This window comes from Sphingobacterium sp. 1.A.5 (genome assembly GCF_002734235.1).
In the GTDB taxonomy this organism is placed as follows: domain Bacteria; phylum Bacteroidota; class Bacteroidia; order Sphingobacteriales; family Sphingobacteriaceae; genus Sphingobacterium; species Sphingobacterium daejeonense.
In genome coordinates this window covers 19,836-42,909 of sequence record NZ_PEBA01000034.1, presented here as the reverse complement: position 1 = coordinate 42,909, position 23,074 = coordinate 19,836, and the positions used below count along the sequence as shown (strand labels likewise).

General features: G+C 38.6%; 16 protein-coding genes and 1 pseudogene. 9 read left to right on the top strand and 8 right to left on the bottom strand.

The window, feature by feature from the left end:
• Positions 1-57 precede the first annotated feature (57 nt).
• Positions 58-789 (bottom strand): DUF1080 domain-containing protein, encoded by a 732-nt coding sequence (locus CRT24_RS13010; RefSeq protein ID WP_099371656.1) that lies wholly within the window; start codon positions 787-789, stop codon positions 58-60.
• A gap of 78 nt (positions 790-867) precedes the next feature.
• Here CRT24_RS13010 and folB point away from each other — a divergent pair, with 78 nt between their 5' ends.
• Together folB and CRT24_RS13000 are read left to right on the top strand one after the other, a co-directional pair.
• Positions 868-1,236: a dihydroneopterin aldolase gene (gene folB / locus CRT24_RS13005; RefSeq protein ID WP_180269137.1), complete on the top strand. Its 369-nt coding sequence runs from the start codon at positions 868-870 to the stop codon at positions 1,234-1,236.
• Between the two features lie 293 nt (positions 1,237-1,529).
• Entirely contained in the window at positions 1,530-1,973 is a 444-nt protein-coding gene (locus tag CRT24_RS13000; RefSeq protein ID WP_099371654.1) for an Hsp20/alpha crystallin family protein, read from the top strand.
• Between the two features lie 314 nt (positions 1,974-2,287).
• On the opposite strand, the gene CRT24_RS20915 is transcribed toward CRT24_RS13000, so the two are convergent.
• Both CRT24_RS20915 and CRT24_RS20910 read right to left on the bottom strand, forming a co-directional pair.
• The gene (locus tag CRT24_RS20915) at positions 2,288-2,461 is read right to left on the bottom strand and encodes a hypothetical protein (protein WP_180269136.1); all 174 of its coding nucleotides are present in this window, start codon (positions 2,459-2,461) and stop codon (positions 2,288-2,290) included.
• A gap of 278 nt (positions 2,462-2,739) precedes the next feature.
• Positions 2,740-2,913 carry a hypothetical protein gene (locus CRT24_RS20910; RefSeq protein WP_180269135.1) on the bottom strand — a complete coding sequence of 58 codons (174 nt, stop codon included), beginning with the start codon at positions 2,911-2,913 and terminating at the stop codon, positions 2,740-2,742.
• Positions 2,914-3,660: 747 nt separating this feature from the next.
• Between CRT24_RS20910 and CRT24_RS12990 the strand changes: the two genes are divergently transcribed.
• Genes CRT24_RS12990 through CRT24_RS12975 form a run of 4 tightly spaced genes read left to right on the top strand, consistent with a single transcriptional unit; the run spans position 3,661 to position 9,827 of the window.
• Positions 3,661-4,290 carry a TetR/AcrR family transcriptional regulator gene (locus CRT24_RS12990; protein ID WP_099371652.1) on the top strand — a complete coding sequence of 210 codons (630 nt, stop codon included), beginning with the start codon at positions 3,661-3,663 and terminating at the stop codon, positions 4,288-4,290.
• Positions 4,291-4,324: 34 nt separating this feature from the next.
• Positions 4,325-5,686 carry a TolC family protein gene (locus tag CRT24_RS12985; protein ID WP_099371651.1) on the top strand — a complete coding sequence of 454 codons (1,362 nt, stop codon included), beginning with the start codon at positions 4,325-4,327 and terminating at the stop codon, positions 5,684-5,686.
• A gap of 5 nt (positions 5,687-5,691) precedes the next feature.
• Positions 5,692-6,747 (top strand): efflux RND transporter periplasmic adaptor subunit, encoded by a 1,056-nt coding sequence (locus tag CRT24_RS12980; RefSeq protein WP_099371650.1) that lies wholly within the window; start codon positions 5,692-5,694, stop codon positions 6,745-6,747.
• 11 nt (positions 6,748-6,758) lie between these two features.
• The gene (locus CRT24_RS12975) at positions 6,759-9,827 is read left to right on the top strand and encodes an efflux RND transporter permease subunit (protein WP_099371649.1); all 3,069 of its coding nucleotides are present in this window, start codon (positions 6,759-6,761) and stop codon (positions 9,825-9,827) included.
• 59 nt (positions 9,828-9,886) lie between these two features.
• Here CRT24_RS12975 and CRT24_RS12970 read toward each other — a convergent pair whose 3' ends face one another.
• Entirely contained in the window at positions 9,887-10,525 is a 639-nt protein-coding gene (locus CRT24_RS12970) for an HdeD family acid-resistance protein (RefSeq protein WP_099371648.1), read from the bottom strand.
• Positions 10,526-10,739: 214 nt separating this feature from the next.
• Here CRT24_RS12970 and CRT24_RS12965 point away from each other — a divergent pair, with 214 nt between their 5' ends.
• Positions 10,740-11,249, top strand: coding sequence for a PepSY-like domain-containing protein (locus CRT24_RS12965; RefSeq protein ID WP_099371647.1), 510 nt, complete (start codon positions 10,740-10,742; stop codon positions 11,247-11,249).
• Positions 11,250-11,308: 59 nt separating this feature from the next.
• On the opposite strand, the gene CRT24_RS12960 is transcribed toward CRT24_RS12965, so the two are convergent.
• On the bottom strand, positions 11,309-13,924 hold the full coding sequence (locus CRT24_RS12960; RefSeq protein ID WP_099371646.1) for a valine--tRNA ligase: 2,616 nt from the start codon (positions 13,922-13,924) through the stop codon (positions 11,309-11,311).
• Positions 13,925-14,092: 168 nt separating this feature from the next.
• Between CRT24_RS12960 and CRT24_RS12955 the strand changes: the two are divergent.
• Together CRT24_RS12955 and CRT24_RS12950 are read left to right on the top strand one after the other, a co-directional pair.
• A pseudogene (locus CRT24_RS12955) lies at positions 14,093-15,970 on the top strand (LTA synthase family protein).
• 4 nt (positions 15,971-15,974) lie between these two features.
• On the top strand, positions 15,975-17,900 hold the full coding sequence (locus CRT24_RS12950) for an LTA synthase family protein (protein ID WP_099371645.1): 1,926 nt from the start codon (positions 15,975-15,977) through the stop codon (positions 17,898-17,900).
• Here CRT24_RS12950 and CRT24_RS12945 read toward each other — a convergent pair.
• The 3 genes from CRT24_RS12945 to CRT24_RS12935 all read right to left on the bottom strand — a co-directional run bounded on the left by CRT24_RS12945 (position 17,897) and on the right by CRT24_RS12935 (position 23,066).
• Entirely contained in the window at positions 17,897-18,844 is a 948-nt protein-coding gene (locus CRT24_RS12945) for a hypothetical protein (protein WP_257214040.1), read from the bottom strand. The genes CRT24_RS12950 and CRT24_RS12945 overlap by 4 nt on opposite strands.
• A 168-nt stretch (positions 18,845-19,012) precedes the next feature.
• Positions 19,013-20,260 carry a 2-oxoglutarate dehydrogenase complex dihydrolipoyllysine-residue succinyltransferase gene (odhB, locus tag CRT24_RS12940; protein ID WP_099371644.1) on the bottom strand — a complete coding sequence of 416 codons (1,248 nt, stop codon included), beginning with the start codon at positions 20,258-20,260 and terminating at the stop codon, positions 19,013-19,015.
• 64 nt (positions 20,261-20,324) lie between these two features.
• On the bottom strand, positions 20,325-23,066 hold the full coding sequence (locus CRT24_RS12935; protein ID WP_099371643.1) for a 2-oxoglutarate dehydrogenase E1 component: 2,742 nt from the start codon (positions 23,064-23,066) through the stop codon (positions 20,325-20,327).
• Between the last annotated feature and the right edge of the window lie 8 nt (positions 23,067-23,074).

Here is a 23,074-nt window from a genome sequence, read left to right as displayed (position 1 = left end):
GAGAAGGGGTACAAAAAATTGCACCCCTTCTCTTTTAATGATTATATGAAAAATTTTCTATAATTCCCTGATCCAGATATTTCTATAAGAGACTAGATCACCATGGTCTTGCAATGAAATTGGACCTGGTCCATGAGCTTTCATCTTAGGCAATCCAATATATTCCGTGGTTCCTTGTAATTCGGTATTGTTTTGAACCACTACACCATTATGAAGTACGGTTACTAAAGCTCTTTTGATCAATTGGCCATCTTTGTTGAATCGCGGTGCTGTGTAGATTACATCATAAGTATGCCATCCGCTTTCAGGTTTTCTTGCTTCAACCAAAGGTGGACTCTGTTTGTATAAACTTCCAGCTTGTCCATTGGTATATGTCTTGTTGTCGTCGTTGTCCAAGACCTGCAATTCATACAGCCCTTGCAGGAATATCCCTGAATTTCCACGCCCTTGGCCTTCGCCTTTGATTTTTTCTGGGCTACGCCATTCAACATGCAATTGGAAATCCTCAAATTGTTTGTTGGTTTTTATTCCTCCAGAACCTGGTTTTACGGTTAGGACATTGTCCGTAATGGTCCATTGTGCTGGGCTGCCATCTTTTTCACTTACCCATTCCGAAAGATTCTTTCCATCAAACAATACAATGGCATCCGATGGAGCAGCATTTGCCTTGGTAGTGACAACCCGTGGAACAGGTTCATAAAACTCAGTGTCTTCAGGTTTAAACTGGGTCTGAGCACTTGCATATGATACGCCCGCAAGTAATGCTATTAATAAAGAGTGTTTTAACATAAGGTTTAAGCATTTGTTATGGTTAATATAAGAAAAAACATTATTTTTAATAAGCAAAACATAAAAACTTTCTCTATAATGGCTCGTATAACTCAGAAAATTTCATTAGAAGATGTTCGATTTTACTCACCGATTGGACTCTATGAAGAAGAACAAGTCTTAGGAAACGAGTTTTATGTCAGTGTCTCTGTTAGTTTTCCTTTTCAAAATCCAGATTCGGAGAACTTGGAAAACACCGTGAACTACGAAGAGCTATACGCTATTTTGGTAGAAGTGATGAGCCCGCGCCGAAAATTATTGGAATCCGCGGCGGAAGATATCCTCAATAGAATCGTCGAAGAGTATGCACATGTACAGCAGATTGAAGTTGCTATCCGTAAAATCAATCCGCCATTCGGTGGAGATGTTGCAAAATCAGTAGTCTCCCTTTCCTATATCCGAGAATAAATTTAGAATTCCAAATCAATATGGTTGCGGTAGCTGTTTCTTATTAAAGAAGGTGCTATAGGAAATAGTAATCTTATCGTTAACTATTCTAAACCATAAGCTGGTTTTGAGGATTATTAATTAAATATTTCAACGCTTTTCTTTGTTTTTTAAGCCATTATGTCTGTTCTTTTGTTTCTGATAAGACAAATTGTCTTGATAATAATCAATTTCGTCCTTGGTACGTTAGTTGAATATAGGATCATATATCAAAAAAGAAATTAAAGAATTAAAAAAATAAGGAGGAATTAAACATGGCATTAATCAAATTACCAGGAAAATCTTACAACACTGATGCAGTGAATCCATTTGTTAACAATGTATTCGACAATTTATTCAATGACTCATTTATTTCGGACCGTTTGGTAACGCGCGTTCCTGCAGTAAATATCACTGAATCCCCAGAGGCATTCAATATTGAAGTAGCAGCTCCTGGCTTACAGAAATCTGATTTTAAAATTAACGTTGATAAGAATATCATCAATATTTCTGTAGAAAAACAAGAAGAAAAAGTAGAAGAGGGCAAGGTATACAGCAAAAAAGAATTTAGCTACACTTCATTCTCAAGATCATTCACACTACCTGAAGTAGTTGATTATTCAAGCATTGACGCCAGCTATGAAAATGGCGTGCTTGATATCAAGATCGGCAAGAAAGAAGAAGCAATCGTAGCAAAGAGACTAATTGAGGTGAAGTAAAGTTTAGTTGTGGTTAGTTGATTAGGGCAGCATTTTAATGCTGCCCTTTTTTTATGCTCTTTTTCTGGCCAGCGCACGCTTCGACTACGCCCAGCGACCATCTTTAGCATTGCTAGCGCAAGTCTTGCGCGGTGACTATGCGCGCTGGCCTGACTTGGGCTAACAACCCAAATTCTTTACCATTCCATGGCAGGGTGCAGTTACTTTTGAGGCGCAAAAGTAACCAAAACGCTTGCTCATTTAAGGTGGCTTGTCGCACAATTCCAACGCGCATGGACAAAATGCCTTATTGCCGAGGATGCCGTTCTAATCAATTATCTCTTTGGAGGAGATAATTGCTTGAAAGCATCCAAGGTCAATCCCGACGCACAGAGGCCGCGGCATTTTATCCATTCTTCCGCCACTGAAAATGAGCGGACATCGGCTTTGAAAATTCTATTGGTAGCTTTGAAATTCAATTGAACGCCATGCGGCATCACATACGCCATGGTTGGTGTCCACACCAACCACCTTCAGCAACGCTAGCGCACGCTTCGGCTACGCTATCGACCATCTTTAGCATTGCTAGCGCAAGTCTTGAGCTGTGGCTATGCGCGCTGGCCTGACTTGGGCTAACAACCCAAATTCTTTACCATTCCATGGCAGGGTGCAGTTACTTTTGAGGCGCAAAAGTAACCAAAACGCTTGCTCATTTAAGGTGGCTTGTCGCACAATTCCAACGCGCATGGACAAAATGCCTTATTGCCGAGGGTGCCGTTCTAATCAATTATCTCTTTGGAGGAGATAATTGCTTGAAAGCATCCAAGGTCAATCCCGACGCACAAATGCCGCGGCATTTTATCCATTCTTCCGCCACTGAAAATGAGCGGGCATCGGCTTTGAAAATTCTATTGGTAGCTTTGAAATTCAATTGAACGCCATGCGGCATCACATACGCCATGGTTGGTGTCCACACCAACCATCTTCAGCAACGCTAGCGCACGCTTCGGCTACGCTATCGACCATCTTTAGCATTGCTAGCGCAAAGTCTCTTACTTGTGTTTCGTTCCACTCTCGTTCCACTCTCCTTCCACTCTCAGTCTTCTTTCGTTCGGACCTTGTTCGGACCTTGTTCGGGTGTATTCCGAAGCAGCTCCGAACGAGGTCCGAAGGAAGTCCGAACAAGAGACGAACGAGAGTGGAAGGAGGGAGGACGGAGATAGGAAGGAAACTATACTAGACATAAGACATTAGACATAAGACATAAGAAATGGAAAGGCTCAGATTCCTGGGAACACCAACTATGGTTACAAATCACAGTCAGACAAATCGCGCCGGTGGCGGAGCGGAGCAGAAGCCGCGCTCAACTTTTGTTACGCATGTCGTGGGAGGATGGCGATTTTTGGGAAAATGGGGTTGCGGCTCGTCGCAACCCCATTTTCCCAAAAATCGCCAGTTATTAAAAAAGGCGGCTGTCCTTCTCGAGCTTTAGCTCGGGCGCCGTGGCAGGTGTCCCCGCTAGAATAGTTGCACCCCTACAGGGTTGCGCGGAGACGAGGCCGTGGCAGGTGTCCCCACCTGCCACCATAATAGTTGCACCCCTCTGGGGTTGATTACTAGCTGATTTGTCATCAAAATGTCTTTAAAAAAAATAATTACGAAAAACTTAACACTGTTAAGTAGTTTTGTTTCGTAAAATATTAATCAATTGGAAAAGAAGTTAAAACATAAGGAAGATTTAAGGACTTTAATTTTGGAGGCTGCCAAGAAGCTTTTTGTTCAAGAGGGCTATGAAGCGACTTCGATCAGGAAGATTGCCAAGGAGATTGGGTTCAGTCCGACGACCATTTACCTATACTATAAAGATAAAAGTGATATAGTCTATGCGCTCCATCAGGTTGGATTTGGGATTTTGAGAGATAGATTTTTCCCATTGATGGCCGTCGAGAATGCTTTTGAAAGATTGAAGGCATTGGGTAAGATTTATATTCACTTTGCTTTGTCAAATCCTGAATACTATCAAGTTATGTTTATGATGAAAGAACCTTTGTCATTCCTGACCTCGAAAGAAGAAAATGCAGCTTGGATAGAAGGGCAGTATGTGATTGAATTTCTACGTAAAACTATTATTGAATGTCAGGAAATGGGATACTTTAAGGATATGGATTCCATAGCAGTCGCAATTCAAGCCTGGGGTGCAGTTCATGGTCTGGTCTCTCTGCATGTTACGGAGCATTTGTACTGTATCAAGGATGTTTTTGAAAGAAATGATACCATGGAGGAAATGGTCTATGCTTCGTTTCAGGTATTTGTGGAAATGATAGCAAGATCTAAGTAGATTTTTTTTGTACAATAACTTAACACTGTTAAGAATGAAAATAATAAAAACAATAACTGTAGTTTGTGCCCTTATATTCGGATTTAATGGATTAATCATAGGACAAGAGCATGCTTTGGATAGGTATGTCAAACAAGGTTTGGACAGTAACTTGGTTTTAATTCAGAAGGATCTTTCGATGAAAAAGGCCATGAATGGGCTAGAGGTTGCCAAGAGCATGTACCTGCCTCAGATTACATTTGACTTGACTTATTCACATGCTGATGGTGGTCGTTCGATCGACTTGCCGATTGGTGATATGCTGAATCCTGTGTATGCCACATTGAACCAGTTGACACAGAGCAATAATTTCCCACAGATCAGTAACGAACAGATCAACTTCTTGCCAAAGAATTATTATGATGCTAAAATCAGGACTTCCGTTCCGATTATCAACACGGATATAAAACATAATAAAGTTGTTCGGGAGAAAATGGTTGAGTTGACAAAGGTTGAAACCGAAACTTATAAAAGGGAGCTCGTCAAAGATATCAAGATTGCATATTTCAATTATTTGAGTGCTGTTCAATCTAAAGAGATTTATGAAAATGCGTTGACTTTGGCCAAGGAGGGCAAAAGGGTTAATGAAAAGCTATTGGAGGCTGGGAAAGGGTTGCCAGCCTATGTAATCCGTGCTGAGGCGGAAATAGCTCAACATGAATCAAAAATTGCCGAAGCGGAACAACAGATCAAAAATGCGAAATACTATTTCAATTCATTGTTGAACCGTGCTGGTGATGCTGAGATCGTTTATGAATCGGGCAAGGAAAGGGCTAATGAGTTGGAAGGTTCGGACATGTCGGTAAATATTGATGGGCGGGAGGAAATAAAATCATTGGAGGGAAATAAAGCTATACAAGAATCTATGGTTGAGATGAGCAAACAGGCGTTTGTCCCTAAGTTAAGTGCTTTTTTGGATCTTGGTTCGCAAGCTGAGGGGTTGAAGATCAATAGTAATTCTCAATATTATATGGTCGGCGCACAATTGAGTTTCCCGATTTTCCAAGGGAACAGGAACCGGTTGAAAATCCAAGAAAACCAGATTGCAGTTGCTGAAGCTCAGAACAAGATAGATCAAGCGAAGCAACAGTTGGCGTTATCAGCGGAGGTTGCGAAGAATGAGCTAGTAGCAATGCAAAAAAACTATGAAAGCTCAAAGGTGCAGATGGAAGCTGCTGCCACTTATCAAAGATTGATCTTGCGGGGCTTTAACGAAGGGGTCAACACCTATATCGAAACAATAGATGCTAGGTCACAATATACCAATTCGCAAATGGCCAATAACATAGCAGCATATAAACTTTTATCAGCGATGGCAAAACTAGAACGAGAAAATGCATCATACCCTTTAAAATAATCATCATGAAGTTAGGATTTATAACATTACTATTAGCTGGATCGGCAATTTCATTGGTTGGATGCCAGCAATCGGAGCGAAAAACAGAACTTGCTATTCAAGATACTATTCCAGTTAAATTGATGCCCATTGATCAGGGGTCTGGTGGGGCACAAATAGAAGCTACGGGTGTATTTACGACTGATGATGAGACCATGCTGAGTTTTAAGAACGGCGGAGTTATTTCACGAATCACGGTTAAGGAAGGGGATGCAGTTCGCAAAGGGCAGGTCTTGGCTTCTGTATTGAGTTCAGAAGTGGATGCCAAAGCTGGTCAGGCTAGACTGGCAGTTGAGAAGGCAAGAAGGGATTATGAAAGGGCCAATAAACTGTATCGTGACAGTGTTGCTACTTTGGAGCAGATGCAAAATGCAAAGACCGCTTTGGATGTTGCCCAACAGGATTTAAAATCGGTCAGTTTCAATCAGCAATATTCGAATATTATCTCTCCAGTTTCGGGCTATGTTTTGGCGAAGCTTGCGAATGAGGGTCAGGTTGTAGGACCTGGAACCCCTGTGCTGCAAGTAAACGGCGCAGGGAATGCCAAATGGATGCTAAAAGTAGGTGTTGGGGATCAGCAATGGACCCAAATAAAAGTCGGTGACCGTGCCAAGATCAGCACAGATGCTATGCCTACCGATACCTTGGAAGCTGTTGTATCTAAGAAATCTGAAGGCCTTGACCCACAGTCAGGAACCTTTGCCATATTCTTGGAATTAAAGCAGAAGCCTAGTTTTAAATTGGCCTCAGGTATTTTCGGCAAATCCATCATTATTCCTTCAACTACCCGGTCAGGAAACTTTTGGCGAATTCCATTCTCTTCCTTATTGGATGGCAATGGTCGGGAGGGTTATGTTTTTATAACGGAAGATGGAAAGACTGCCAAAAAGCAAAAAGTGAAGGTTGCAAGCATAGAGAACGATGATGTTTTGGTTGAGTCTGGTTTGGAGAATGCACAATCATTAATAATTTCTGGGAGCCCATATTTAGTTAATGGAGCACCAATCGTAATCAAAAAATAATTTCAGAACTCATGAGCTTAATTAGATATCCTATTAAGAACTATCAATTTACCTTGATCATGGTTTTGATGATTATGGTAGTTGCCGTTTCCTCTATTTTGACGATGCCACGAGCGGAGGATCCCGACATGAAGGGGGTTACCTTTCCGGTTCTGGTCGTCCATCCGGGAACAAGTCCCAAAGATATGGAACAATTGGTGGTCAAGCCTTTGGAAGCCAGGTTCTATGCCCTAGACAATATTAAAAAGATTGAAACGACTATCAACAATAGTGTTGCATTTTTCTTTGTGGAGTTTGAATATGGTCAGGACTACGACAATAAATATCAAGAGCTAGTTCGGGAATTGAATGCTGGCAGGTCTGAACTTCCGGACAATATCTACAGCATGGAGGTACTGAAGATCGACCCTACCAATGTTAGTGTGGTCCAGATGGCTCTGATTTCAGAGAGTGCTTCTCAATCGACCATGAAAAAGTTTGCGGATGAACTGAAACAGGATCTTGAAAAAATTAAAGCATTAAAGGAAGTAGAAATTTCAGGTCTTCCGGATCAACAAATTAAAATCGACCTTAATCAAGCTAAACTGGCGGAATTGGGTATAACCATGAATAGAATTATTCAATCCGTTCAAAGTGAAAACCAAAATATTCCTGCGGGCAGTGTAAATGCCGGGTCGCAATCTTTCAGTGTGAAGAGCTCAGGAAATTATCAGAGCATTGAAGATATTAAAAATACGATCATTGCCAGTTCGGAGGGCAAAAATATACTGTTGAAAGATGTTGCTACGGTTTATCCAGCTTTTGGTACCAATACACATATCACGAGATTGAATGGTTTCCAGAGTATTCTGATCAATGCTGCCCAAAAAGAAGGGATGAATATTTCAGATACCCAAAAAGAATACCTAAAAGTTATTGATGAGTTTAAAGCTGGTCTACCTGAGAATATTGATTTGGTCTTGAATTTTGATCAGGCGCAGAACGTGAATAAGCGATTGGGAGGCTTGGGTGTAGATTTTGGAATTGCCATCTTGCTGGTGTTGATTACTTTATTGCCATTAGGTACCCGTGCATCATTGGTCGTTATGATTGCTATTCCACTTTCTTTGGGTATTGGTGTCATTGCGATGAACTCCTTTGGTTATTCGCTGAACCAATTGAGCATTGTTGGTTTTGTTGTAGCCTTAGGCCTTGTTGTGGATGATAGTATCGTCGTTGTTGAGAATATTGAGCGTTGGATGCGTGAAGGGTATAGTAAGTTTGAAGCAGCTATTAAAGGTACTGAGCAGATAGCGTTGGCGGTTTTGGGATGTACAGTGACATTGGTCATTGCCTTTTTGCCTTTGGTATTTATGCCCGAAATGGCTGGTGAATTTATCCGAAGTATGCCGATTGCCGTTATATCTTCGGTCATAGGTTCGATGTTTATAGCTTTGCTGGTGGTTCCGTTTTTGTCCAGCAAGCTTTTAAAGCCACATGAACATGAAGGTGGAAATGCAATTCTTCGCGGAATGCAGCGTATTATTCATAAGTCGTATGGTGTTTTCTTGGATAAAGCTCTTAAACATCCCGGCCGTACAGTATTGATTGCTTTGGCAATATTCTTAGCCTCGTTGGCTCTGATTCCTGCTGTGGGTTTCAGTTTGTTTCCGCCATCCGAAAAGCCTCAATTTATGATTCATATCAATGCTGCGTTACAGTCCAATATAGAGACTACAGATAGTGTGACAAAGGCTATTGAAAAAGAATTGAAGCAATTGCCTGATGTAAAATATTATACTTCCAACGTTGGGAAAGGAAATCCTAGAGTGTACTATAATATGCAGCAGGCTAGGGAAGATGTATCTTATGCTGATATCTTCGTACAGTTGCATGATGATGTAAAGTCCAAGGAAAAGATTGCCTTGATTGAAGATCTTAGGAAAAAATGGACACCATATTTAGGGGCCAAGGTTGAAGTCAGAGATTTTGAACAAGGAGTTCCTATTATATCACCTGTTGAAGTGAAAATCTTAGGAGACAATCTTGATAGCCTGCAGAGTCTTTCTTATAGGATCGAAGATATCTTAAAACGTACTGAAGGCACCGAATATGTAAATAATCCTATTAAGAACAATAAGACAGATATCAAGGTGAATATCAATAGAGAAAAGGCAATGGCCTTGGGTGTACCCACATCTTCTATTGATCAGACTATTCGGGTAGCACTTTCAGGATATAGCGTTGGTACTTATTCAGATCCTAATTCTGATGATAATGATTATGATATTTTGGTCAGTGTTCCAAAAGATGGGGATGCTACTTTGGCGACCTTAGAAGGTATTTTTGTGGACAATGTTGCAGGAACATCCATTCCATTGACACAATTAGCCAACTTGGAATTTGAAGAATCTCCATCGAATATCTATCACCAGGATAAAATCAGAACAGTTTCTGTAAATTCCTATGTGAAGAAAGGTTATGGTAATGACGAAGTCATTAAATCAGTGATTGAACAGATGGAGGAGTTTCCGTTTCCCGATGGATATAATTACGAGATGGGCGGAGAGGTTGAAAGTAGAGAGATGGCATTTGGTGGTTTTGGAACTATTATTATGATCACTGTTTTTATGTTCATAGCAGTGCTGATTTTGGAATTTAAGACTTTCAAGAGTACGCTAATTGTTTTATCTGTTATTCCATTGGGTATTGTAGGAGCAGTTTTAGCTTTGTTGATAACAGGAAATACACTGTCTTTTGTAGCAACCATTGGGATTGTTGCATTGGCAGGTATTGAAGTTAAGAATACGATCTTATTGGTTGATTTTACCAATCAATTGAGAAGAGAGGGGATGGGATTGAATGAGGCCATCGAGAAGGCCGGTGAGATTAGGTTTCTGCCTATTATCCTGACTACACTGACTGCTATTGGGGGATTGATGCCTATTGCCTGGTCATCAAATCCTTTGATATCACCTTTGGCTATCGTAATGATAGGAGGTTTGATAAGTTCAACTTTATTGTCAAGAATCGTCACACCGGTAGTTTATAAATTAATACCACCCAAGATAGAAGAGGAAATAATTTCTGAAAAGGCATAAAAAGGGAGAAAGGCTGCATGATATCTAATATCTGCAGCCTTTTCTAATTGCTATTGTATTTAAAATTCTGATTTATACCTGTCGTGTTCCTGTTTTAATTCTTCATATTTTCTTTTCCAGTCTTCTGGTGTTTTTGAAGAGATGTTTTTTAATTTTTTCAATTGGAATGCCAAGATACAAGAGGCAAAGCCAGCCGAAATAATTGACATTCCTGTCCAAATCACAATGGTCAATCCTGCAAATACCGGATTCCAAATAAGCACAAAGCTGAAAATTATTCCAAGTATTGCAAAGACGAGAATCCAGCCCCAGCTTTTTATTCCGTATTGTTTTAAGTCTAATGATAATGACAAGTACTGAACAGATTTGAACATAACAAAAAATCCGATTACAAATGGCAATGTTGCCAAAGAAACGGCAGGATTGCTGAGCAATATCAAACCAAATAGGGTGTTTAAAATTCCACCAGCGAGATACCATCCCCATCCATCAATTTCATTTTTATTATTGAAGGCGAAAATAATCTCCATAACTCCGGAAAATAAGAATGATATGCTAAATACAAAAGATAGAGCAAGGTAAGAAGTGAGTGGAGTTGATAATACATAAAATCCTAATGCAATAAGAATTATTCCAACTATTAATGGTAAATACCATTGTTTTACTGCGGTTCGGATGGTTTTGATGAAATTTTCCATGATTATATGTTTAGGGATATATATTTAATAGACAGTGAGTTAGTTCATGTATAACAATTGTGATTTCAATAAGTTTTTGAAGTTATCAAAAGTGTATAGAGGGTAAGCATGCTTTGAATGAGTAGTTTGATTTATCTCTTTTAGAAATGATGTTAATTGTCAGTTAACAAAACAAAACTCTTTTTATACTGTTTATATTAAAAAAGGAGTAAACATGAAAAAATTATTACTAGTTGGTGCAGTCACATTATTGTTTGCCTGCAATAACCCAAACAAGCAAGCAGAAAACATTGATAACAATCCTACTGGTGGCATAGCTGAGGGGTCTAGTGATGGTCCTATACCTGCTAATAATCCAGCAGATATATTGCCACATTCTGCGAAGCAATTTATCGAAACACACTTTCCTAATGCAACTATTTTACATGTGGAGAACAAACAAAGCCCTGTAACTGATGGGACTGTATTTGATGTTGATCTTTCAGATAAAACAGAAATAGATTTTGACAAAGATGGAGAATGGAGAGAAATAAGTACAGAAGGAAATGTTGAGATTCCAATGGTTGTACTTCCTCTTCAGGTTCAGGAATATATAAAGGCAAATTATGCTGGGCAGGCTATCAAATCAATCGACAAGGATATTGATGATATGTCTGTGGAGCTTAAAAATGATGTTGATCTGGTATTTGACCTTAACGGCAAATTCCTGAGAGTTGACAAATAATATGTCTATAAAAAAATCCCTCAAGTAAATTTACTTGAGGGATTTTTTTATATTTCTGATTAGCCTAGACTAACTAAGCTTTCTTGAAGGATCTGAATTTTTGCTTCAGCATCTGCCTTTTTGTTTTTTTCGTTTTCTACGATTTCAGGTTTGGCATTCTGAACAAATCTTTCATTAGACAGTTTTTTGTCTACTGATGATAAGAAGCCTTTTAGATATTCTATTTCCTTGCTGATACGTTCTTTTTCTGCATCCACATCTATATTGTTTTCCAATGCGATATAACATTCATCTTTTCCAGCCAAGAAACTTACAGCTCCAGAAACTTTCTCTTTGACAAACGTTAATTCTTCAATGTTTGCAAGCTTTACAATGCTTTCTTGATATTTGCTATAGTCAATATTTGTAGCATTGATAGCTAGAGGAAGAGCCACTTTTGGAGAAATTCCTTTAGAATTTCTGATGTTCCTTACTTCGGAGATGATCTGTTGAACGGTAGCAAATTCTTTGATCAAGCTTTCATCGAATTTTTCGATTGAAGGGAATTCAGCTACGATAATACAGTCTTTTTCAGATCGTGTTCCGAAGATTTCATCATGCCATAATTCTTCAGTGATAAATGGCATAAATGGATGTGCTAATTTCAGAACTTTTTGAAATAACGCTTTAACAGTTTCTAGAGTTTCTTTTTCAATAGGTGCTTGGTAAGCAGGTTTAACCAGTTCCAAATACCAAGAGCAGAAATCATCCCAAATCAATTTATATGTTGCCATCAAGGCATCAGATAGTCTATAATTTGCAAAATGTTCTTCTATTTCCACCAATGCTTGGTTGAATTTGCTTTCGAACCATTTTGCAGCCAACTTTTGAGATTCTGTAGCTGGATTTTCAGTTACTTCCCATCCTTTTACTAAACGGAAGGCATTCCAGATTTTATTGGCGAAATTTCTTCCTTGCTCACAATAAGAAACATCAAACATCAGGTCATTTCCTGCTGGTGATGACAACAACATTCCTACACGAACACCATCCGTTCCATATTGTTCCATAAGTTCAATTGGGTCCGGCGAATTTCCTAGCGACTTAGACATTTTGCGGCCTAATTTATCGCGTACAATTCCAGTTAGGTATACATTTCTGAAAGGTGGTTTTTGGGTATAATCATGCCCCATAATGATCATCCTTGCAACCCAGAAGAAAAGAATCTCAGGTGCAGTCACTAGGTCATTGGTAGGGTAGTAATATTTGAAATCAGGGTTTTCAGGATTTCTTACACCATCGAACACCGACATTGGCCATAATCCTGATGAGAACCATGTATCCAATACATCGTCTTCTTGGCGAATACCATTTGTAGATTTGCCTTGTTTTTCAAGTTCTGCAATAGCTTCAGCTTCAGTTTTGGCGATTACCCATTCATTCTTTTCGTTGTACCAAGCTGGGATTCTCTGTCCCCACCATAATTGACGGGAGATACACCAATCTTTGACATTCTCCATCCAATGCTTATAAGAAGCGAAGAACTTATCCGGTATCAACTTAATTGTTCCATCCTCAACATATTCCAAAGCAGGTTTTGAAAGTTTGTCCATTTTCAAGAACCATTGCATTGATAGTTTTGGTTCAATTGCTGCATTTGTACGCTCCGAGAATCCAACTTGAGATTTGTAGTCTTCGATTTTTTCGATCTGACCAGCTTCTTCAAGGAGGTTTGCGATTTTCTTACGAGCAATGAAACGATCTTCACCAACTAAAATCTGAGCTTTTTCATTTAATGTTCCATTGTCATTCAGAATATCAATTACCTCAAGGTTATGTTTTTGACCTAGCTCATAGTCATTCAAATCGTGGGCAGGAGTAACTTTCAAACAACCAGTACCAAATTCCATCTCAACATATTCATCTTGAATAATTGGAATTTCTCTGTTGATTAAAGGTACCAATACTGATTTTCCTTGCAGATGCTTATAACGTTCATCCAATGGGTTGATACAAATGGCAGTATCGGCCATAATAGTTTCAGGACGGGTAGTTGCAATAATCACATACTCGTCTGAGTCTTTGATTTTATATCTTACGTAATATAGTTTTTGGTTTACTTCTTTACGTATTACTTCTTCATCAGATAGGGCAGTTTTGCCTTCGGGGTCCCAATTAACCATGCGGATACCACGGTAGATATAACCTTCGTTGTAGAATTTAATGAACGTATCAATTACTGCTTCGGAAAGGTCGGGATCCATAGTGAATTTTGTTCTTTCCCAATCGCAGGATGCGCCCAGTTTTTCCAATTGTTTGAGGATAATTCCGCCATATTTTTCTTTCCATTCCCAGGCATACTCCAAGAACTCTTCACGAGATATTGAAGTTTTTTCGATTCCTTTTTCCTTCAACATTGCAACGACCTTCGCTTCAGTTGCAATTGATGCATGGTCAGTTCCTGGTACCCAACAAGCATTTTTACCTTGCATACGAGCACGGCGGATCAGCACATCTTGAATAGTATTATTTAGCATGTGGCCCATATGAAGTACGCCAGTGACATTCGGAGGTGGCATGACAATAGTATAAGGTTCACGTTCATCTGGAACAGAACGGAAAAATCCATTGTCCATCCAATATGAATACCATTTCTCTTCAGCTTCTTTCGGACTGTACGTTTTTGCTATGCTCATTTTTTATCTCAATATTGTAAAAGGAGTACAAAAATACGGATTTATAGGGTTATTTCCCATCAGTTAACGCCAAATAAATATTAGATGTTTCTTAAATGAAAATTTAATGTTAATTAACTGTTTCCTATCTGCAATTAATGTAAATTTGGCGGTTGAATTTTTTATGACATGAAGACTGTTGTCAAAGATTTAAGAGGCTTCTTTCTATACTTCGCCTTTTGGCTGTTGATGAGCTTCATAGATCGATTTATTTTCCTTATTTCCTTTTCAGACAAAGTAAATTTTTCTAATCTCAAAGATATCTTGAGGATATATTTCCATGGCCTTCCCTTGGATTTTTCACTCGTATCCTATATTTGCGTACTTCCATTTTTAAGCTATTTTGTTCTGAATTATCATGATAATGAAACTTTAAAGCGAAAACTCTTCAAGTGCTATAATTTTATTCTCATTATAATCTTCCAGATTATTACTTTTTCTAATGTAAATATTTATAGGGAATGGGGAGATAAGATTTCGAAACGTGCCCTTGATGCTATCGCAGAGGATGCTTCTGGAGCTGCTGCTTCAGCTGAATCAACTCCAATCTTAATACCTGTTTTAGGTATTGTGCTATTAACTGCTGGTTCTTATTGGTTATTTTTGAAGATCTTTAACCAAGTTGTTTTTCCAAAAAAACTACCTGTTTGGAAATTAGCAATTCATTTTTTTGTTGGCGGATTTATATTATTTGGGTTTATTCGTGGAGGTTTTGGTCGAGCACCATTGAATCCCAGTAAAGCCTATTTTTCGTCAAATACCTTTTATAATCATGCTGCGGTAAATACTCATTATTCTTTGATGCGGGAATATTTTACTCGAAATCAAAGGATGCGTTCTCCATATAAATATTTTACCACAGATGCTGAAGCAAAAGCGCTATTGAAATCAGCCTTTATTGAGAATCCTGATTCGTCCTATAATATCCTTAAGACTACCCGTCCGAATGTTGTAGTATTTGTTTTGGAGAGTTTTGTGGGCGATTTAATCGAATCTATGGGAGGTGAAAAGGGAGTAGCCCCACATTTTGAAGAACTTATACGAGAAGGTGTCTTTTTTGATCAGATATATTCTGCTTCAGACCGTTCTGACAAAGGATTGGTAGGATTGTTCAGCGGATTCCCGGCACAAGGGCCTGAAAGTATTATCAAATATATTGACAAACATGAAAACATGCCTGCTATTGGTCAGGAGTTTTTTAAGGCCGGATACAAAACCTCTTTCTATCACGGTGGTCAGAGCGAGTTTTATAATATGAAATCCTATATGTTGACCCATGGGGTTGAGCATGTTGTTGATATTATGAACTTTAACCCTTTATTACCAAAGACTTCGTGGGGAATTTATGACCATATTGTACTTGAAAGAATGCTAGAGGATTTAGATAAAGCAGAAGGTCCCTTTTTCAGCAGTATGTTCACTTTGGTGAACCATGAGCCCTTTGAACTAAAAGAATATAAATTTGGAAAAGATAATAATGTAAATAAGTTTAAGAGTACAGCTTTTTATACCGATCAATCGATTCATGATTTCATCGAGATTGCCAAGACAAAGGCATAGTATAAAAACACCCTTTTTATCCTTGTTGCAGACCATGGTCATCGGTTACCTGCAGAGAAATGGGATATCAATATGCCGCAGCGTTTTCATATTCCATTGTTATTCTTTGGTGATGTCATAAAAGAGGAATATAGGGGCAAGAAAATACATCATATTGGGAATCAGACTGATCTGGCGAAGACTCTGTTGAATCAATTGAATCTACCTTCGGACCGTTATATCTGGAGTCGGGATCTATTTAACCATAGTATGCCTGAGGTCGCTTTCTACAATTCCAAAGATGCGTTTGGTATAGTTACGCCGGAAGAGGTAATCTCCTATGACCGTGTTGGAAATAGGGTTAATTTTGTGTCCAATGAAAAATATCCTCAAGCTAAGGCAGATAGTCTGTTAAATATTGCCAAAGCTTATTACCAAGAGGTATATGAAGATTTTATGAAATACTAAAGTAATGATTAAGCTAAAAGGGTGGTTTGGGCCATATCTGGCAATGGCAATTCGATTGGGATTGATGTTATTGCTATATACTTTTTTGAGGCTTGGATTTTATGGTTTCAATGCTTCACAATTTCCACAAGTTGCTGTCGGGGAGTTGCTCTTTATGCTGGCAGGAGGTGTTAAATTTGATATTGTTGCCCTTCTATATATTAATATTTTATATATCCTTCTTGAGTCGATACCAGTTCCGTTTAAATATAGTCCAAAATATTCTCAGGTGAAAAAATGGGTATTTGTAATCACTAATAGTATTGGTGTTGCCCTGAACCTTGTTGATTTTGCATATTATCCATTTACGCTCAAAAGAACCACTGGAACAGTTTTCAGTCAGTTTTCAAATGAAGAAAATATGCTGAAATTATTTCTGGATTTTGGATTGGAATATTGGTACTTCATCTTATTGTTTGGTGTTATTGTATGGGGAATAATCAAACTTTATGATTTAATAAGTGTTGAACGTCCGGTTGTTATCAATTGGAAATTTTATTCCGTTCATTTAGGGATGTTATTATTAGTAGCATTTTTATTTGTTGGTGGAGTAAGAGGTGGCTGGGCTCATAGTACAAGGCCAATAACATTGAGCAATGCGGGCGATTATGTAAAGTCTCCAGAGGAAATGAATATTGTACTCAATACTCCATTTTCAATACTTAAGACATTAAAAGCTGTTACGCTTAAGGAGCAACATTTCTATTCTGAAGAAGAATTAAATAAGATATATCCTGTCATTCATCACCCAAAAGATTCTTCAGCATTCAAGAAATTAAATGTTGTTGTTTTGATACTTGAGAGTTTCGGTAAGGAACACATTGGTTTTTTTAATAAAGAATTGGATAATGGTTCTTATAAAGGTTACACGCCATTTTTAGATTCACTAATTCAACAATCCTATACTTTCACCAGGTCATACGCCAATGGTCGGAAATCGATTGATGCCTTACCCGCCGTTATCACTGGGGTTCCATCCATTGGCGAACCATTTGTTCTATCGATTTATTCAGGGAATAAGACGACCAGTCTAGCGAAATTATTGGCTGATGAGGGATATGAAACTTCCTTTTTCCATGGTGCTCCGAATGGTAGCATGGGATTTTCGGCTTATATGCAATTGGCTGGGATTCAACATTACTATGGTAAAAACGAGTACAATAATGATTCTGATTTTGATGGTATGTGGGGAATTTGGGATGAGCCATTTATGCAATATATGGCCAAGGAAATGGATCAAATGAAAGAACCTTTCTTCTCAAGTTTTTTTTCTCTTTCCTCGCATCATCCATTTAAAGTTCCTGAACAGTTTTCAGGCAAATTTCCTAAAGGTACCTTGCCACTTCATGAACCTCTAGGCTATGCGGATTATGCATTAAAGAGGTTTTTTGAAACGGCATCCAAAAGTCCCTGGTATCAGAACACCTTATTTGTGATTTGTGCTGACCATGCCAGCATGAGCCATTTTAAGGAATACAATACCATGCCGAATTCATTTGCGATCCCTATCGTATTTTATTATCCGGGCGGAGAATTAAAAGGCGTGTCTGACAAATTAGTTCAGCAAATTGATATTATGCCTACTGTGTTGAATTATCTTCACTATGATAAGCCATATTTTTCATTTGGATTTGATGCGTTCTCCCCAGACAGAAACAATTTTGTAGTCAGTAATATTGGCAATATCTACAATTTTTTCAAAGGGGATTATTTTATGACCTATGGTAACCAAGAGATTACCTCTTTATATAACCTCAAGGAAGATAAATTTTTGAATAATGACCTTAAAGGGAAGTCACCATTAGTGCAAGATTCTCTATTAAAGGATTTGGAAGCTTTTATGCAACAATACAATAATCGGATGATCCATAACAAGTTGGTTGCGGATTAATCGATCAGATTCCTGCCAAAGTTATATTTTAAAGTAAACATTTGCTGATTATCGATTTGACCGGGGGAGAAGTGAAAAGAGGCAGTGAATATTCCTTCAATTTTATCAGATTTAAAAGGAATCCAGCCCAGATCAATCCGATCATAGCTGTCCCGATGATAAAAAGAATCGCCATTAGGAAGGTTCATTGCTTCACCTAAATAAAGAGTATTGGCAAGGAAGAACCTTTTATAACCGAGATGAATATTGGAAATAAATCCAGCAGTTTGTTGCATATCATAAACTGATCTTACACGGTCAAATCCAACTGCTCCTCCAGCATCAATTGTCAAGGAATCCAAGAATGTTTTATGGCTTAGATCAACGCCTACTCTAAGCATTATAACTGCATTGTCTTGGATATGTTCATCAATACTGTCGTTACTTGTTAAAGCATTATGATAAAGCAGTCCATCGTTGCGCACGAAGAAGTTTCCTAAGGTGTATTTGCCTGATATTCCTGCCACAAATTGTTCTCTTTTAGTTGGTCCTTGTTTACTCATCCAATCGATGAATACCGCTTGTTGAACTATTCCGTTATTGTAATTAAAATACATTCCTTCTATATTAGGCCGGTCATACATTAACGTATCTGCCAATACCATTCTGGGAATATCTTTTAATCTTTCAAATCTTGGGATGAATCCTAAAGCAAAGTCGAATTTGTCGGTTTTATAGTTGTAGTATGCAATGGGGTTTATACGGCTTTTGTTCTCGGCATGTTTTCCAAACTCTTGGTTGAAATGAATACCACCATAGATACGATGATTGTCTTCTAGTTGAAAATAGAGGTTTGGAGAAATGGTCGCTCCAAAGAAAGTTTTTGGAATGGTGTATTGAGCTCCATATTCACGGTTATCTGCATATCCAAAGAAATCTACGCCCAATCCGATTTTTTGTGCCATACTGGTACAGGTAATAAATGTTAGAAGGAGGGAAAGGAATATTTTGGATATTGACATTTTTCGTTGTTGCATACAATATTTGGAGTCATTTATAAAACCGAATGCTGTAAAAATACAAAAGGTCGCCTGATTTCAGGCGACCTTTTAAAAATTATCTATTTAAAGGAATTAAACTTCCAATAATAATCTAGCTGGATCTTCAAGTAATTGTTTAACACGTACCAAGAAGCTCACTGATTCACGTCCATCAATAATACGGTGGTCGTAAGAAAGAGCGATGTACATCATTGGACGGATCACTACTTGTCCGTTTTCTGCAACTGGTCTTTGGATGATGTTGTGCATTCCCAAAATTGCTGATTGCGGCGCATTGATAATTGGGGTTGACATCATTGAACCGAATACTCCACCATTTGTGATTGTGAAAGTTCCACCTGTCATTTCTTCGATTGTCAATTTGTTATCGCGTGCTTTACCTGCTAATTCAGCGATTGCTTTTTCAATTTCATAAAGAGACATTGAATCGGCATTTCTGATAACGGGTACTACCAGACCTTTAGGTGCAGATACTGCGATAGAAACATCGGCGAAGTCAGAATAAACGATTTCATTTTCATCGATACGAGCGTTCACAGCAGGCCATTCTTTCAATGCAGTTGTTACTGCTTTAGTGAAGAAGGACATGAAACCAAGTCCGATACCATGTTTTTCTTTAAATATATCTTTGTATTTAGCGCGAAGGTCCATGATAGGTTGCATGTTAACTTCATTGAAGGTGGTCAACATTGCGGTTTCATTTTTCACTGCAACTAGGCGTTTAGCGATTGTTTTGCGCAATGAGCTCATTTTCTCACGGCGTTCTGCACGTTCACCTTTGCTAAATGGAGCAGTTGGAGTTACCGCTGCAGCAGGTGCAGCAGGTTTAGCTTCAGATTTCGCTGGAGCAGTTTGAGCTTTTTCAGCATCTTCTTTAGTGATTCTGCCGTCTTTGCCAGTTCCTTTTATGGTAGAAGGGTCAATACCTTTTTCTCTTAAGATTTTTGCAGCGGCAGGGGATGCAGTTCCAGCAGCATAAGTTTCTGGACTTTCATCAGCTTCTTCCTTAGCAGCAGGTTTAGCTTCTTCTTTAGCAGCTGGAGCTTCCTCTTTTGCGGGAGCATCTCCAGAGCCAGCAGGAGCATCACCATCTTCAATTGTACAAACAACAGCACCAATTTCTAGTGTGTCACCTTCTTGTGCAATGATACGTAGGATACCAGCTTTTTCTGCAGGTAATTCAAACGTTGCTTTGTCAGATTCTAACTCGGCAATGTTCTCGTCCATTTCGACGTAATCACCATCTTGTTTTAGCCATTGGGCCAAGGTTACTTCGGTAATTGATTCTCCAACCGAAGGGACTTTGATTTCTAAGCTCATATTTACTTCTTTTAAACCTCCATTAAATATACATAATATTACAACGGGCGGTTAAACAAATTGTTTATTCAAATGATTTATTAATTATTGCTTCTTGTTGTGCTGCATGTTTTTTCATGTAGCCTGTTGCAGGACTTCCACTTTCAGAACGTGAAATGTGTTCTGTGAACTCTAGATCAGTTCTGTTGAAGATACGGCAGTAATACGGCCATGCACCCATGTTTTCGTTTTCTTCCTGTACCCAAATGAATTCAATAGCTTTCTTGTATCTAGCACGGATTGCTTTCAATTGATCTACTGGAGCTGGATATAATTGTTCGATCCTTACGATTGCAACATCTGTACGCTTGTCAGCTTGTTGTTTTTCCAACAAGTCGTAATAAATCTTTCCAGAACAGAAAAGCACGCGTTTTACAGTTGTTGGTTTTGCATAAGTATCATCAATAACTTCATGGAAGTTTTCTTTTGTGAAGTTATCAAGTTTAGATACCACTTTAGGATGACGAAGTAAACTCTTAGGAGTAAATACGATCAATGGTTTACGGAAATCTCTCACTAATTGACGGCGCAACAAGTGGAAATAGTTTGCTGGCGTTGTACAGTTTGCAATAATCATATTGTCGTTAGCACATAGTTCCAAGAAACGCTCGATACGTCCTGAAGAGTGTTCCGGTCCTTGACCTTCCATACCGTGAGGTAACATCATGACAAGACCGTTAGATCTTTTCCATTTAGTTTCTGCACTAGAAAGGTATTGGTCTACGATGATTTGAGCACCATTGTAGAAGTCACCAAATTGTGCTTCCCATACTGTTAGGGCTTGCGGATTTGCCAATGCATATCCGTATTCAAATCCTAATACTGCATACTCTGATAACAGGGAATTATAGATATTGAATCTTTCACCACCATTAACATTCGCCAATGGGATATACTTTTCTTCAGAATCTTCCAAAGTAAGGACAGCATGACGGTGTGAGAAAGTACCGCGTTGCACGTCTTGGCCTGAGATACGAACTCTTTTTCCTTCATCCAATAAAGTAGCATATGCCATTAATTCACCCATTGCCCAGTCGTAGTTGTCATTTTTAACCATGGCAGCACGATCTTCGAACAATTTAGAAATCTTACGGAAGAATTTTTTGTCCTTTGGAAGTGTTGTGATCTCGTTTGCTAATTTTAAGAATTCTTTAGCAGGAACTTTTGTGTCTACTTCTTCATAGATATCGGCTTTTTTTGCTGCGTGCAAACCTTTCCACGCCCCACCGAACATAGGGATTTCATCATCTAATTTGTCGGTTTTTTTGGCGATATCAAGTTGTTCTTGTAGGTAGTCCTTAAATTCTTTTTCTACGTTTTTAGCGTATTCTTGATCAATTGATTTTTCATCCACTAATTTCTTAGCATATACATCTTTTGGATTAGGGTGTTTTTCAATTGCTTTGTACAACAATGGTTGAGTGAACTTAGGTTCGTCAGCCTCATTGTGACCATAACGACGGTAACATAATAAATCAATGTATACGTCGGTTTTATATTTTTGGCGATATTCAACGGCTAAATTGATGGCATAAACCACAGCTTCTGCATCGTCACCATTAACATGGAATACAGGGGATGAAGAAATCTTAGCTACATCAGTACAATATGTTCCTGAGCGAGCATCTTTGTAGTTTGTTGTAAACCCTACTTGGTTGTTAATAACGATATGGATTGTACCACCAGTACGGTATCCTTCAAGTTTAGACATCTGAGTTACCTCGTATACAATACCTTGTCCTGCGATAGCAGCATCACCATGGATCAGGATAGGAGCGATCTTGGAAGAGTCGCCATTGTATTTCATGTCGATTTTAGAACGTGTTATACCTTCTACGATTGGGTCAACAGTTTCCAGATGTGAAGGGTTTGGTGCTAATGACAGGTGAATTGATTTTCCGTCTTCGGTAGTTACGTCAGAAGAATAACCTAAGTGATATTTAACATCACCTCCAAATTGTAATTCAGGATCTTCTTCAGCATACATTTTACCTTCAAATTCTGAGAATATTGTTTTATAAGGTTTTCCCATGATGTTTGCCAATACGTTCAAACGACCACGGTGAGCCATTCCAATCATGAATTCTTGAATTCCTAGGCTAGCACCTTTTTCGATGACAGAATCCAATGCAGGGATTAAACTTTCAGCACCTTCAAGTGAGAAGCGTTTTTGTCCCAAGAACTTCGTTCCTAGGAAACTCTCGAAAATAACAGCTCTGTTTAATTTTCTGAAAATTCTTTTTTTCTGATCAACATCATAGTGAGGTTGATTTCTGTCCGCTTCCATATGGTCTTGCAACCATTTGATTTTTTCTGGGTTACGGATATATTTAAATTCAGCACCGATTGAGCTACAATAGGTATCTTCGATTAGCTGACGGATGTCTCTTAATTTCGCAGGTCCTAATCCTACTTCTACCCCAGCATTGAATACGGTATCCATATCAGCTTCTGATAAGCCGAATGTTTCCAATTCTTTTCCAGGGTAATATTTACGACGTTCACGAACAGGGTTCGTTTGAGTGAAAAGGTGTCCACGGTCTCTATAACCATGGATCATGTTTAGTACGTTGATTTCTTTTAGTGCGTGGTCTGAAACACCTTCTACAGATTCAACAGAACCACCTTCAGATGTTTGACCAAAGTCAAATCCTTCAAAAAACTTTTGCCAACCAAAGTCTACGGAATTTGGGTCAGCTTTGTAAGATTGATATAAACCGTCGATGTAACTCGAATCGGCATTACTCAAAAATGTCAATTTGTCCATGTGGATTG